The sequence below is a fragment of the Pantoea sp. GM_Pan_4 genome (assembly GCF_026541005.1).
In the GTDB taxonomy this organism is placed as follows: domain Bacteria; phylum Pseudomonadota; class Gammaproteobacteria; order Enterobacterales; family Enterobacteriaceae; genus Pantoea; species Pantoea dispersa.
The window spans coordinates 59,949-73,809 of sequence record NZ_JALNUZ010000003.1; the positions used below are offsets into that span (position 1 = coordinate 59,949).

Consider the following 13,861-nt stretch of genomic DNA (forward strand, 5'->3'; position numbering starts at 1 on the left):
CTCCCCCTAAAACAGGTTTGATACCCTGGAAAGAATTGATTCGCTTTGCGGTACCGTGGATTTAACGCCGGCGTTCTGCACGGCTGAAGTGCTGACGCCCTGCGACATGTCTGCCTTGTCTGCCACGGCAATGCTCTGGGTTGAGGTGATCAGCACCTCACGCAGCGTGAGCGTGGCCGCCAGCACGTTCTCAGTGGCTTTGTCGGTAGTTACATCGAGCACGCGAATCAGCATATTGCTGTAAATGCGCTTGCCGGTCGTGACGCTGAACGGTACGCGGCTGCGCTGCAGGTCGATAAGCTCCTGATACACCTCTTTCGGACTCAGCCCAAGACTAACCCCGATTGATGATGTATCCAGTAAATCGAGCAGCGAGCCGCCGCCAGCGAAACCAACTTCCATCACCAAATCCGAAGGGCGCCGGAAAGCGTGGTCAGCAACCGGCGCCTTGTCTTCCACCGGATGCTCGGTGATTTCCAGCGTGTCGCTGTGCTTTTCGGTGATCACCACGTCAGGCACTATCATCCCTATCCTGCGACTTTGCAGGGAAAATAGCGTTGAGAGAATATCCATTATCGGGGCCCTGTAGACATCGCCTGGCTGAAGCGTGAATTGACCGAGGTTTGCTGGTCAGCAACCGCCTTGCCAGCCTGCCCCGGGTCGCTTACGCCGTAAATGTTGATGTTGGTTTCCTGGCTGATCTGCGCACCACCAGCTGAAGGCATGTTGCTCAAAACGCGCGGGATGTAATTGCGCGTTTCCTCTGGCATTAATGCCATGCCGTGCTTCTGGACATTGCCTATGCCCCAGTTGTAAGAGGCAAGGGCTTTGCTCAGGTCGCCGCCATTAGCCTTCAGAAGCTGACTGAGATATTTTGCTGCAGCGCCGGCGGACTTCACCGGGTCGAAAGATTCATTGCCACGCAGCCCCAGATCTTTAGCCGTTCCCGGCATCAGCTGAAACAGCCCCTGAGCGCCAGCGCCTGACATTGCGTTGGGGTCACCGGAAGATTCGGCGATAGCGACACTGCGCAGCAAGCCTTCTGGCAGCCAATACATCTGCTCAAGATTATTAAGCGTTGGCTCAAGCCACCCCAGCAGTGCCGCGCCATTTTTGGAGGGCTCTGGACGCTTGAAGAACTTATTCCGTGTCCACTCACCAATGCTGCGTGGATCAAAGCCTGTTTTCGACTTTATCCAGTCAGCCGCACCATTGGCGCTATCAGATACCTGTGGCAGCGCATCTGAATTACTGTTCTGCTGGAGCAGTTCACGACCTACAGCATAAGCATCACTCCACCGCCCATCCCTTATAGCGCTCATCAGCCGGGCGATACCATCCAGCATTCGGGCAAGGCTGCCGAGGTTTTGCGTCAGATTGCTCAGGTCCCACTTTGCAGTCCACGTCTGAGGGTCAATATCGAACAGCGCAAAAATGCGGGCTTTCAGTTCATCAATCGCTTTAATAGCGTTGGTGATTTCCGGCTCCCACCTCTTCCAGTCGATGAGGGACTTGCCACCTTCTTTCCACGTTTTGTAGTCGTCATACAGCGCGAGAATGGCAAGACCGAGCGAGGTTATGATGCCGATGGGCGATGTCAGGAAGGCGCTATTCAGTAACTTCCAGGCGAGAATTAGCGCGCCAAATATCTCAATCAGACGCTGAGTTGACTTATCCAGCGATGCCCACCAATCCATGATGTCAGCGCCGGCCTGAATCAGCCGGTAAACAACCCTGCCGATGACTTCAGCAAGCCAGAGAAGCCCTTTAACGCCGCTGGTGATCACCCCTTCAATTTTGGGGAAGTTGTCGACTATCTGTTTGCGCAACGTATCGATTGAGCCAGATAACCCTTCGGCGAGGTTTGAGCCGATTTTATCGCGCGCCATGCCTGCCATCTGGCCGAATGTGCGCAGCGACGTCATGAAACGGTTAGAACTGGCAGCAGCCTGATCGGCGTTGAAACCAATAGTTTTCGCCATCTGCGTATACTGGCCGCTGAACTGACCGAGCCCACGACGCATCGCCATCAGCGTGTTTTCATCAATGCCCAGCAGTTGCGCATACTGATTGGCGCGGTAGTAAGGCATTTTATTCAACTGCTGACCGACACCTGTAAAGATGGAGGCCATATCACGCATGTTGCCGCTGGCGTCGCGCGTCTGCACACCCAGTCTGTTCAGGAAGCCTTCCGCGCCGGGGCTGTTTCGCATGAATCGGGCCAGGCTCTCCAGAGAGCCGCGTGCCGCTTCAGCGCTCGAACCGGTTTGCGATGCTGCATATCCGATCGCCTGAATGCCTGCGACCGTGGCACCTGTGCGCTGTGAAGCCCAGTAGAGGTTATCCAACCCACTGGCGATTTTTGCAGTATAACCAACAACCGAAAGAGCAGCGGCCTCGACAGCCACGCCCATTTTTACAACCTGTGCGGTAGTGCCTGCGATGACAGCATCAAACTTACGCGCCCCGGCATCGTCAATCTGGAAGCCCAGTGAAACAAGGAAGTCTTTAATGGTTTCAGCGTTCATTGGTTGTCCTGTTCCCAGCGGCGAATGCGGGCATTGTTATCTGCTTTGATATCCAGCCAGTCGTTCATCCTGGCAATGTCCGCGAGGTCAACTGACCCATCTTTCAGAGCTGTATAAGTGATGTACCCGGCATCGACCGGGCGCATCAGGTAATCTTCGCCATCTGGAAGGGAGTCGAGCGTTAATCCGCTGGAAGGGGCTGCGTCTCGCTGGCGTGGGGTGCGGGCAAAAAATTACCCAGACTGTCGCCTACCACACGACCAACCATCTGCAGCATGCTAATCAGATCGATGTCATCAAACATCAGTTCGCCTGACTGCATTACCGCAGTCCAGCCTTTGCCATGGTTGCGTGACACTACTGACAGGCATGGGAAGATAATCGCGTTGGTATCTTCTTCGGTCATGTCAGCCAGTTTCTCAGCAATCTTAGGCAGGGCCTTTTCGAGTACACCGTAAACCGCCTGCGGGTCTGCTTCGCCACCCTCTTTTGGCAGGGCATCTTTGATGCTCTGCATGTCAGGCATAATGCCGGCGAGAACCGGCAGCAGCTTACGGGTGACCTTTAGTTGATCGAAAACGCTCAGTTTTTTTGTGCGGTACTGCACGCCTTTGATTTCAAATTCCATCCGTTAGAACTCCCCGAGGACCTGGTCGATTTTGCCGCAGTCAAACACCCATGATTTGGTGTTGCCTACTTTGGCATCTGCATGGTCTGGCTGCTTCTGGAACGCCACGGCGCGGGCGGTGGTGATGTCTCCAGATGCATGGTTGCGCAGCACGATCACGTTATTTCCCCACAGAGCGGATGACTGGCTTTGGGCGTTGTACATCAGCGAAAGCTTTTTGTTGACCGGGGATGTTTTCAGCAGGGTGACAGTCATCGTGCCGCTCTTTCCTGCATGCAGGCTATGCATCACTTCGCCATCAGCACCGATGGTCATGGTGTTTTTGGATTCCGTCATCGTGACGGTAATGCCTTCCTCGGAATTAGCTGAGCCATATCCAAGGTCAATAGAGCCAGTCGGTCCTGTCAGGGACGCGACGACGTCCATAAAAGAGTAAGTCGCCATTTATATCCCCTTAGCGAACAACGTTGATCTGAACGTCGGCGTAATGAACCGCGCCGGCCAGTTTAATAGCCGCCTGAATAAGCGGGGCTTTACGAGCTTCGCGATCGGCTTGCGCCTGCGAAGACAATGGCTGGGCATAGACGTAATAACCCTTGGTAAGCGTATCCCCTGCTGTGATTTGACCGATATCGCCGCCATTCCAGACGCCGGGGGCTACCAGACCATTTGAAACGCCCTGGTCAAGTGACTGCTCTACGTTTGACAGCAGGCGGGTAATGCCGGCTTCTGTCTGAGGGATTTTGGTGGTAGAGGTGTAAAGCAGGTTATAAAGATTGGTCTGCACGTAATTCTGCAGCCAGTCCAGCCCGTGGCGCTCATCGAAGAAATCACCGTTGGACATCACGCCCTGCTGCAGGATTGCCGTGTCGTTTGCGTAATACACATAGACGTTGGCATTTTTCGCATCAACAGCGGCAGCCTGTGAACTGGTAAGGGTTTCATACGTCACGCCAGGTTCAGTTTTAAACTTGAGTGTGATCGTGGTGTTATTGCCCGTGAAGTTCACCGTAAACGCGCGCCCAAAAGCCGACAGAGCAGCATACTTACTCTTGGTCGAATACTGGACGAAGGTACGTCCGTAACCAGCAGCTTTCAGGGCAGACGCGATGTCAGTTGTCGATGCAGGGTCGATGATCCCAGAGTCGTCAGACGTCACGGCAAACACGCGGCTAAGGCTTGATGCCTGAATAGCTGCGGCAGTAGCCGTGATTTCCGCTGCCGTCAGATCTTCATCGTCGGCGATACCCAGACCATACCAGTTGGTGAACTGCATCACAGCAGTGATCGCCTGCGCCAGCGTTTCAGCGCTACCAGACTCACTGCCTGATAATGTCTTGGCCCAGCGCCCCACATACACCTGAGTGGGCTGCGGAGATTGCGAGAAGTAGATAACTGCAGCAGCATACTCCGGGCTATCTTCGCCAAAATCATCACCAATATCTTCTGAGCTGGTATAGAGGCGGATACGCTCTGTGACAGGAATAACCGTGGATGTGCCAAGAATAAGCAGCGAACCGAAGTTACGACCAGTGGCCGCAGTGGGCGACATGATCACATCAACGTTCACTACGTTGGAAACAGGTAAGCCCTGTGCCATATATTAATCTCCAAAGAATGATACTGGCGCGTCGACCAGAGATTTAATGCCGTAATCGCGGATGACTTTGCGGCGCAGGCGCACGGTGATGTCGTACCGGCGCACCCACTGGTTGTTGATGAGTTCAGGGAAAGCAGTCAATTCACTGTAATCAGCGAGAGATAGCTCATTTGTTTTCAGGGTTTCGTTGTTCTGCTCAACTGTCAGCCCGTCGCGGAACAGCGTCGCTATAGACTGGCTTGTAGGGCCATAAAACGAAGCAAGCGTTTCAATCACCTCATGGCGCCATAGTTGATTGCTGTCATCGGTCTGCAGTGCGAAGGCGGGAGAATCGTCAGCTGTAAAACCAATAATGCCAAACCCGCACCAGTTTTTATCAGCCGCGGGTAATGCAGCCTGCACTGGCGTCCATCTCGGTCGAACCATTCCGGCCGGCAGACCAGACAATGCCCGAACCCACTGACTTAGTTCACGCTCAAGCGCTTCATCGTAAGCCTGCCCTGCACTCAATGGTGTCAGGTAGCCGGCTGAGGTGCTTTCGTTACTCACGCGGACCTCCATCAAATGGCTGCAGTTCGCAGTGCGCCTGAACAAACCCGGCGCCGTAGGCCGTATACGGATCGACAAACGTCACGCGATAGTCACGCCCGCGGTAAGTCACAATGTCAGCATCAACACCGGTATTACCGCTGGTCAGCCTGTAAGTGGTCACAATCAGGATCGCCCCATTGATAACCTGCCCGGCCTGCATGCGCTTCGCCTCAAGCGACCGGTCTACCGTTACCACCCCAGCGAACTGGGTTTGCGTGACCGTGTTTTGTGCAAATCCGTCGTTATCAACGGTCTGCTCACTGCGCTTTACCACAAGCGTCGTATCGAGGAATTCAGGCGACAACAGAACGTCAGTTACATCAAGTGTCGGCATCTTTATCCCTCACAACGTGCGTGATAGAGCGGCGGTATTCGCCAGTGTCGATAAGCGGCTTATTGCCGGTGCGTCCACGGCGGAGGCGATTGGCGATCGTGGCATCGGCCAGGGGAGTAAAGCCGGTGATTGTGATGTATCGCTTTACCCCATTGGCTGCCACTGTCCCGGCCCGGTCGAGCGATGCCACAGCCCCCTCCCCGTTACCTTCAAGTGCTTTCTGCGCTGCCGCCTTCAGGTGTGGCAGGAAATCAGGCTCAACCGATTTCACACCGGGTTTGAGATGCGGCCGCGGCGGTATGTTCTGCGCCGGCGAACCGTTCTCATTGATGTAGCCGATCGCTGCATTGCCGATATCGCCATCATCACGCTCGTCTTTCGATTCAGGGATGCCCACCAAAACATCCTTGTTAGCGAGGGTTTTAAGGGCGTCCAGAATGCCTTGAGCGGCGTCCCTACGAATGGTCAGGCCTGATTTCATAACTGAATTCCGCCATATCCGAAAAACTGCAGCAGCTGCCAGAACTCAGCGCCGTAACGAGAAAAGTTCCAGAAACCAGCGTCAGCATTGAGCGTTGAGCTGTTGTCGTAGCTTACGCTCACCTTATCCACTGACTTGGACGCAACAACACCACTGGTCGACCCGCCAGCCCCACCGAGCGCGCCAGCCGCCGTATCAGATGCGTACAGCACCATGTAATGCGCGACGAACAGCTCCGCGAGATAGGGGAACATATCCCCCATAGCTGAGCCATCGATCAGCGTGTCGGCAAGGTTGAGCCGAAACTGGATAACCGGATCGGGATATTTCGTTGCGTCACTGAACTGCGGGAAGTCGCGGCGGAAATCACTTACCGTCGGAAGATTTTTGTTTCTTGCCATCAGCACCACCTTCACCTACCGGTTCAGTCACGGGCGCCTGCATGGCTGCCAGCTGTGCGGTCAGGTCAGTAATGGTCTGGTCCTTCTCCACTACCGATTGTTGCAGCTCGCCATGCGCCTTTTCTTTCTCTGCCAGCTGTGCGGTTAGGCTGTCGATTTGCGCCTGCAGCTCTTTAGTGTCCGCACCGGCCTTTACCTTGCCGGTCACATCAGAGTGCGCGGCGACGAACCAGTGATCGGCAACTTTGTCATCAACTGTGTGCTCGCCGGCCGGGAAATGCTGGCTGGTGCCATCTTCAGCGGTGAAGTTAAACGGGGTGTGGACGCGAATCGTCTTCTTAGCCATTTGTTGCTCCTGTTGGCCCCTTCCGGGGCCGGATGGGTTAGATGCCGTCCAGATAAGCCATGGTTTCTGGATACGGAGACTCAACAGCGCCCAGCTTGCCGTAATAGGTTGTCAGCTGGTAAATGCCGCGGTACTGCACCGGCACGCTCAGCAGAGGAACCATCGGGAAGCGAACAAACTTCTTATCGTTGGTGTAGGCCATCATGCGGTCAGTGCCGCCAACGCCTGCGCCTTTCAGCCATTTCACCGCGCGGATATTCAGAGGCACGCCGTTCTGATGGAAGGCGATGGTGTTTTCGCGCAGGTAGGTCAGTAATGACTGGTTGCCGGCTGACGAAACGATGATGCTGGACAGCAGAGCGAACTGCTCAGGCGGAAGCAGCAGGTCACGTGGAACAATGGTGTAACCGGATGCAGCCCAGGCATTCGAGAGCAGCAGGTTGATTGACGCCCGGATTTCGTCAGGCGTTGATGTTGCCCACGTTTTCGGCGCGTTGGTTACTGCCGCACCGTTGTAGTTGAGGAGCCCTTTCACGCCCAACTGAGTGTCACCGCGATAAACCTGCTCGTCGGTGTCCATGTTCCACTTCAGCTGCATCGCATCGAATTTCTGGGTGTCGATCGGGCGACCGACTTTGGCAGCGGCTGCCAGTTCGACAACGGTCCAGCCCAGCTCCATGCCCCACAGGGTCAGCGGGAAGCCGGTTTTGGCGATATCGACGTTCGGGCCAGCAATGGCGGTAGAGTCTTTGCCGATCCAGTTTTTACCGTTCGGATTCGGTGTACCTGCAGCAGCAAAGGTGGAGTTGGTGAAAGAACTGATGTCATCAGCAATAGACACGTCTTCGCGCAGCTGAATATCACGCGACCACGTGTAGCCGACCAGCGGCATATTCAGTTCCTGATCGAGGCGCTCAAGCTCGCCAACCAGGAAAGCGCCAGTACCGTCAACGGTGGCTTGGTCAAAAGTTAACATATTTAGCGTTTCCCTTAGATGTTGTATGCGATTTCAGCGTTGCCATCAGCATCGCCTGCGCCAGTGAAAGTAGCGTTTGGCAGCACTATGGTTTCGTCTGTAACTGCCGCGCCGAGGATTGCACCCAATGGGCTTGCGTCTGTCGGGTTAGCGTTACGCACGTAAACCGGCGCGCCTTTGGTCAGATTCACTGCGGTGCTGCCGATGTTCACGGTCATGTATCCGCGTTTCATCACGTCACCGGTGAAGTTCTTACCGGTGCCAACCTGACGAACCATGTCGGGGGTTGAAGTGGTCGGGTACGGGCGCACATACAGGCCGGTAATCACTGTGGCCGCGTCATCTGCTGCCAGAGGGATGAACTTGCCGTCTGCGCTATCTTTACCCGCCAGGCCGTAAGCGCTGAAGGTATTGGCGGAATTAAGAATCACCGGCTCGGTGGTCAAATCCTGAGGGCGTGAGATAGCCCCGGCGATGCCTACTGGCATCCGGTACAGTAATGAAGGCATTGGTTATCCCTTATTTATTCCAGTGGGCGGCGAATGCCTTGTTCAGGGCAGCCGGAGAGTTTTTGTTGGATGAATCGTAAAACGAGGCGCGAGAAGTGGTTACCGGGGCAGTGTTGCGCGACTTGGCGATTTCACTTGCCGACACGAACACGGCATCCAGCGTAGCTTTTGGCATTTTGCTGAAGTCCGGAGAATCACCAACCAGCGGGGTAAGAAGCGCCTGACCTTCTGGGGTTTTGAATGCCGCATCCATGGTGGAACGCTTAAACGCAGCCAGCTTGCCCCCTTCTGGCAACTTCACGCCCGGGAGGATGAGTTCAGCGCGAGCCACCACACCCTGATGATAAGCAGCATCAGTGGTTGATTTGCGTTTCTCATCCTCTTCATCCGGATCGTCGCTGTCAGCGGTCGATACAGAGGATGGGTTGATCAACTGTTGAACCAGCAACGCCAGAGCATCAACTTTCTTTTCCAGTTCGCCAGTGCTCATAGCGCCGCCGGCTTCACCTTCTTCATCGGTGGTCAGACCGCCAAGTTCACGCTCTGGTGGCAAAGGCTGAGCAGGGTTGATGGTGATGTTAACTGCCCGCGCCAGATCAAGGTTTGGCTCGACCAGTTCTGATGGCGCATTGTCCACCAAATCAGCCAGGCTATCGGCATCCTTGGTTTTAATGGCCCGCTTCAGCTGGCTAAACCAGCCCTGATTTTTGGTAGTCATGAATGTGCTATCTCCAATTGAACAGCGAATGCCTGCGCGACCATTGGGTACGCTCGCACAGTGGTTACCGATAATTGTGTGTTGACGGGCCTGACCGGGTGCCTGCTGCTCATATTCAGCGTCATAGCCCATAGATATCTGGTCCTGACCATCCATCACCTTCAGAATGCCTTCAGCAGTCTTGATGTGAATGTCGCCCAGCATCAGATCTGACTGGTCGCCGGTACCGCGCCGGACGTTCTGAATATGTCCGTGGGCATAATCCTTCCAGTTCGCCGGGTTGACCATGTCCTTAGGGTGACCCAGCGTGAAGGCCATTCCTTCAAACGATGCGAGCGTTTCCGGCCGGAATACCTCGTCAGCATCGCGTGTGACGACAATCTCGCCATCGTCATCACCGATAATGCCAGGTAACTCGCTTTCGTCGTAAACCTGCGCGCCGGTGCGGGCGATCGGTACGTCTTTGCACAGCAGAGAGCCATCGGCCATCTCAAAGCGAGTGTTGCCGAGGCGGGTGGTGTAGAAATATTGCATCGTTAATCCTCGGGAACGACGACTTCGCAGTAGCAGCGGCAGTTAGGAAACTGTCCAGCATGGCCGGTCATGCCATCCAGCGTGGGCGGCTTTGCCCAGTCGACATACTGGCCTTCCATTTTCCTGTGAGAGTGGCGAACGTCGCTGTCATCGGCAGTGCGCCAGATATAGCCGCGCGAGCCGATTGCAGTTGAGCGCGCCTGAGTGATTGCGGTTGATGCCCGGCCAACTTCAGTGCGGGCAATAGTGCGCGCCCTTGCCTCAGTCACGTCTCCAGTACGCATGATTTCGTCAGTGAGCGTGCTGGAGCGCTTGCCGGATACCACCGCTTCAATCGCCTGATTGTGAATGTCGTAAACGCGATCGGCAGCCTGCAGTGGGAGCGATTTGAACAGCTTTACCTGCTCGTTGATGATACTGCGGGTTACCGCGCCGGTGCCTGAATCCATAAGGTCACGCAGACCGGCAGATATACGCTCTGACCGGTTACGCCACATGGCGTCATCCGAAATAACCAGCGTGTCGATGAGTCGCTTCGATACTGCTTCAGACCATGGCTCTATCAGGTCGGCATAACGCTCCAGCCTGTCCATGATGTCCGTAACGCTATCGTTTGACCCATCGTAAGAACCCTCGACTATCGCGCCCACTGCCTGCGCTATCTGTCGTAGCTGTGTACCGAGCTGCCTCTCGGCGCGCTTCAGGTTCGGCGGCTTCGACGTTATCGAGGTCTTTCTCTGTCGGCGGCGGGAGGTCACTGGCATTGTCGATATCCTCGTCGCTGATGGTTGAGCCGATGCCGGTAATGCGGGAGGTTTCCTGCAGGTGCAGCGCCCCAGCCTTATCGGTCATAAGCCCTGCATCTACCGCCTTTGTGGTGGCATCAACAACCGAATTTGCGATTTCCGCGCGCTCTTTGTCGGAGACCTGCCACAGCTCGTTGAACTCGAAGGCGAAATCATCCGGCAGCGGCTGAGAAAACAGGCTCATGTGCAGCACTTCGAAGAGCTTGCGGATCGGGCGGCGCAGTTTGCGCTCCTGCTGGGTCGACACGTTGTCGTAATAGTTGGCGAGGTCAGTATCACCGGTCGAGAACCCGGCAGGCGACTGCCCGAACAGGCGAACCAGCGGGATACCGAAAGCACCGGACACCTGCTGTCCGAACTGTGCAAGCACATCGCTCAGCCCGGTATACGAATAGGTGTGCGCCTCGAACTTGTCGGCGGCGTCCATAATCGTCATGCCTTCGTTGCTCTGGTATTCCCGGATCATGTCCATATGCGACATCAGCCCCTTAAACATCGGGCTGTCTTTACCCATCGCCAGCAGCTTACGCAGGCCATCAATGCTGTATGTGCGCAGGTGGGCTTTATAGACCAGTTGAGCAACGCCGGTTGTTGTGGAGTCGAACGCCAGCAGGCGATCGAAGCAACGCTCAATCACCGACATTCCCCAGTCGTTCTCAGTCAGGCGCTGCTGATATGGAAGCGGAATGCCGTCAAAGCGAATCAGCCTGGAGTGATGAATGCGCCACGGCGGAATGCCGGTAGCTGATGTCACCACGCGGTAAAACTCAGGCATGCCGAAGTCCGGCCCCAGCTCTGTGACGCGGCGCTCAGTGGTAGCGTTGAGCATCCACCGGTCCATTACCATCACCCCCCTGAATGATCCGGGCTCGATAGCGTCAATGCGTAGAGGCGTCGAGTAGTTCTGGCCGTCAATCAGGATGACGCCTATAGCACCGCCATAGAGCCGCGCCCACTTCAGCGTGTCGTTTAGCGCTTCCCAAAGCGCCATCTCATCCCATGCGTTATCGAGCTGCTTCTTGCGGCCATCTTCCAGCTTGGAGGTGATGGTCACGCCCTTGCGGGTCATATCATCGGGAATCGCATCAACGCCAGCGCCCACCAGCCATGACGACCGGTAAGCCTGCTCAATCAGCAGTCGGTTGCGGGAAGTCCAGTTATTGCGGTAGGTGCCAGCGCCAGACTGGTTCGATTCGTTAACGCCCATGCGGGCAACAAAGTTTTCGTAGCTGTCACGCGTCGGTAAAGGCTGCGACACGTTTTCTGTTTCGGACATGTTCAGCCTCTGCCAAGTTGCGCCCATATATCCAGTGATGTTTCCATCGGTGCGTAACTGATCATCACCGAATCAGCTAAGTTAGGTGACTTGGTGCCATCAGGCTGCTTATCCACGACGATTTTACCCACCCCGTTGATGGAGTAGGTTGGCTGGGATAGCTCGACGATCAGCTTATCTTTGTTGGTGATGCTGCTGCTCAGAGAAATTATTTCATCAGGGTTGTATTCCATGCCCTGAATAGCGCGGAACGTGTTCCGAAATAGTTTGCGAAGATGCCACCAGCTTTGTGCTTTAGCATTAGCAAAGAAGTCTTTGTTGAGTCGCGATGGCTGCCCGTTGTCACCTTTGACAGCCTCGCCTTCAGGGTCGAATACTGAGCCACTCCCACGGAATGGGGTTGCGAGGATATATGGTCTTCCTTCTGGCTGGCGTAGTTCATTGATGGCTTTTGCATCCCCACGTACACCAGCACCAAGGCCATCCTCATCAAACCGGAACTCTTCAAGGTTATTGTGATCGCACAGGCCAAACACCTTCACTACTGAGCTGTAAATGTCGCTGCCAACCCCAGACCACTCGTCCACTTCTTCAAGCAGAAAGCCGTGGCGGCGTGAAAATGCGTTTTTGTCGCGCCCTTCATCAGCAACATCCATTGCTCCGAGTCGCTGGCCGGTTGGAGTGATGCCCAGTTTGATGTGAGCATCTACAGCTGCCTGTACCCATTCATTTGGGATCAGAACACCTTCAGCTGAAGCGCTGTAATTCAGGTCAAGTTCCTGCGCAACGACAACGGGGTTATCGATTTTTTCGCACTCTTTCTGGTACCAGGCATCATCTTTGCGCGGGTCACTGCGCCAGTGGAAAGTGAATACCGGAATGCGGCCGCCGTGGCGTTTCTGCGCGAATGGGTTGGACATCCCATTTACAGATGACAGATCGATACGACAACGCGTCGTTTGAGATAACGCGGCATCAATGAGCAGTGGACGCTGAAGAAAGGCCGCCTCATCCACGAAGTAAAGCGTTGTTCGGTCACCACGTCCGATGTTATCGCCAGCCTCACCTTTGAGAACAGCACCAGTTTCCGGGAACTCTACACGCATATAAGGAGCGTGCTTTCTCTCGTTCCAGTTACCTCGAAACTCAACCGGCAGCGTCTCAACGAATTTGCGTGCTTTCCAGAACAGAGCTTTCGGATCGCCAGTGCTGTCTACGTACTCCTCTTTACGGGAGCCGAAACCAATTACCATTTCTTTGTTGAACAGGCAAAGAGAACAGGCAAGACCGATTGACGTCCAGCTGAGGCCCATCTCACGGCTCTTTTCAGTAATGCCGTTCTCCATGCTGCGACGGCGATCCATTATCCAATCGATCCATTCTTCCTGCTTTGGGAATAGCAGAAACGGGATTGTTACCGGCAGGCCATAATCGAGGTTTCGCGGGTCCGTTGTCATGCCCCAGTCGATAATGAACTGGGCAGGGTTATCCCGGTAAAATGCCTTCAACGCGGGTAGCATCGCTGGGTTGGCGCGGATGCGCTGTAGCCTCTCCATCCGCCACTCAAAAACCTGAGTGTAATCCGGGTTCTTGAAATCGAAGGGGAATGGTATTGGCATATCTAACCCATAATTTTCTTATAGTGCTCTGCTGCTTCCTGCGGCGTCATGCTGATAACGTCGACTTTCACCGGCGCACCATCAGCGCCGGTTATTTCGGTTGATGTCTGCTGCTTGAACGCCTGCACAGTGATGTGATCGCCGATTAGCTTGAGGGAGGCGACAGCGCCTTTGGCATCAAAGCCATAGACCGTCCTGCCCTGCTCGTCCGTAATCTCTTCACCGCGGCGGTCTGTAAGCGGCTCCACTTCCTGCATGCAGCGTTCGTGGAGCTTTACCGCCTGTCGCAGCACGTAATCAGCATCAATATTGGTTCGCTTAAGTCGATCCTGATTTAATTCTGCGATACGCTGCAAAATGTCGTCATTTGTCATCAGGCGGTGCGCTTGGTTTCGTGCTGAACCATCGCTATACCCCGCCCGAATGGCCGCTTGCGTGGCGTTCAAATCGATGAGGTACTCGCGACAGAACATTTCTTGTTTGTCGGTGAGTGCCATTTACGTTCCTGTGAGGT

General features: G+C 55.0%; 18 protein-coding genes. All 18 read right to left on the minus strand.

Going from position 1 to position 13,861, the window contains the following annotated elements:
• Positions 1-6: 6 nt before the first annotated feature.
• The 18 genes from OXR61_RS09075 to OXR61_RS09160 are packed head-to-tail and all read right to left on the minus strand — an operon-like array spanning position 7 to position 13,844.
• A complete protein-coding gene (locus OXR61_RS09075; RefSeq protein WP_224481670.1) occupies positions 7-573 on the minus strand; it encodes a phage baseplate protein in 567 nt (188 codons plus the stop codon).
• Positions 573-2,528 (minus strand): transglycosylase SLT domain-containing protein, encoded by a 1,956-nt coding sequence (locus tag OXR61_RS09080; protein WP_267411837.1) that lies wholly within the window; start codon positions 2,526-2,528, stop codon positions 573-575. Before OXR61_RS09080 ends, OXR61_RS09075 begins: the two co-directional genes overlap by 1 nt.
• The gene (locus OXR61_RS09085; protein ID WP_007882930.1) at positions 2,525-2,674 is read right to left on the minus strand and encodes a hypothetical protein; all 150 of its coding nucleotides are present in this window, start codon (positions 2,672-2,674) and stop codon (positions 2,525-2,527) included. The genes OXR61_RS09080 and OXR61_RS09085 overlap by 4 nt, the downstream gene beginning before the upstream one ends.
• A gap of 35 nt (positions 2,675-2,709) precedes the next feature.
• The gene (locus tag OXR61_RS09090; RefSeq protein ID WP_267411839.1) at positions 2,710-3,156 is read right to left on the minus strand and encodes a phage tail assembly chaperone; all 447 of its coding nucleotides are present in this window, start codon (positions 3,154-3,156) and stop codon (positions 2,710-2,712) included.
• Between the two features lie 3 nt (positions 3,157-3,159).
• Positions 3,160-3,600 (minus strand): DUF3277 family protein, encoded by a 441-nt coding sequence (locus OXR61_RS09095; protein WP_059010168.1) that lies wholly within the window; start codon positions 3,598-3,600, stop codon positions 3,160-3,162.
• Between the two features lie 10 nt (positions 3,601-3,610).
• On the minus strand, positions 3,611-4,756 hold the full coding sequence (locus tag OXR61_RS09100; RefSeq protein ID WP_267411840.1) for a DUF3383 family protein: 1,146 nt from the start codon (positions 4,754-4,756) through the stop codon (positions 3,611-3,613).
• 3 nt (positions 4,757-4,759) lie between these two features.
• On the minus strand, positions 4,760-5,317 hold the full coding sequence (locus OXR61_RS09105) for a hypothetical protein (RefSeq protein WP_267411841.1): 558 nt from the start codon (positions 5,315-5,317) through the stop codon (positions 4,760-4,762).
• Positions 5,298-5,681 (minus strand): head-tail adaptor, encoded by a 384-nt coding sequence (locus OXR61_RS09110; RefSeq protein ID WP_267411842.1) that lies wholly within the window; start codon positions 5,679-5,681, stop codon positions 5,298-5,300. Before OXR61_RS09110 ends, OXR61_RS09105 begins: the two co-directional genes overlap by 20 nt.
• Complete coding sequence (locus OXR61_RS09115; protein ID WP_267411843.1) at positions 5,668-6,162, minus strand: hypothetical protein; 495 nt, start codon at positions 6,160-6,162, stop codon at positions 5,668-5,670. The genes OXR61_RS09110 and OXR61_RS09115 overlap by 14 nt, the downstream gene beginning before the upstream one ends.
• Positions 6,159-6,563, minus strand: a complete 405-nt coding sequence (locus OXR61_RS09120; RefSeq protein ID WP_267411844.1) for a DUF4054 domain-containing protein — start codon at positions 6,561-6,563, stop codon at positions 6,159-6,161. The genes OXR61_RS09115 and OXR61_RS09120 overlap by 4 nt, the downstream gene beginning before the upstream one ends.
• Entirely contained in the window at positions 6,529-6,909 is a 381-nt protein-coding gene (locus tag OXR61_RS09125; protein WP_267411845.1) for a hypothetical protein, read from the minus strand. The genes OXR61_RS09120 and OXR61_RS09125 overlap by 35 nt, the downstream gene beginning before the upstream one ends.
• 37 nt (positions 6,910-6,946) lie before the next feature.
• Positions 6,947-7,885, minus strand: coding sequence for a DUF2184 domain-containing protein (locus OXR61_RS09130; RefSeq protein WP_267411847.1), 939 nt, complete (start codon positions 7,883-7,885; stop codon positions 6,947-6,949).
• Between the two features lie 14 nt (positions 7,886-7,899).
• Positions 7,900-8,394 carry a hypothetical protein gene (locus OXR61_RS09135; RefSeq protein WP_267411849.1) on the minus strand — a complete coding sequence of 165 codons (495 nt, stop codon included), beginning with the start codon at positions 8,392-8,394 and terminating at the stop codon, positions 7,900-7,902.
• A 10-nt stretch (positions 8,395-8,404) separates the two neighbouring features.
• Positions 8,405-9,646, minus strand: a complete 1,242-nt coding sequence (locus OXR61_RS09140) for a DUF2213 domain-containing protein (RefSeq protein WP_267411851.1) — start codon at positions 9,644-9,646, stop codon at positions 8,405-8,407.
• Between the two features lie 2 nt (positions 9,647-9,648).
• Positions 9,649-10,239, minus strand: a complete 591-nt coding sequence (locus OXR61_RS09145; protein WP_276591576.1) for a phage minor head protein — start codon at positions 10,237-10,239, stop codon at positions 9,649-9,651.
• Positions 10,240-10,252: 13 nt separating this feature from the next.
• Positions 10,253-11,728 carry a DUF1073 domain-containing protein gene (locus tag OXR61_RS09150; RefSeq protein WP_267411853.1) on the minus strand — a complete coding sequence of 492 codons (1,476 nt, stop codon included), beginning with the start codon at positions 11,726-11,728 and terminating at the stop codon, positions 10,253-10,255.
• Positions 11,729-11,730: 2 nt separating this feature from the next.
• Positions 11,731-13,347, minus strand: coding sequence for a TerL protein (locus OXR61_RS09155; RefSeq protein WP_267411854.1), 1,617 nt, complete (start codon positions 13,345-13,347; stop codon positions 11,731-11,733).
• A 2-nt stretch (positions 13,348-13,349) separates the two neighbouring features.
• Positions 13,350-13,844 (minus strand): terminase small subunit, encoded by a 495-nt coding sequence (locus OXR61_RS09160; protein ID WP_267411856.1) that lies wholly within the window; start codon positions 13,842-13,844, stop codon positions 13,350-13,352.
• Between the last annotated feature and the right edge of the window lie 17 nt (positions 13,845-13,861).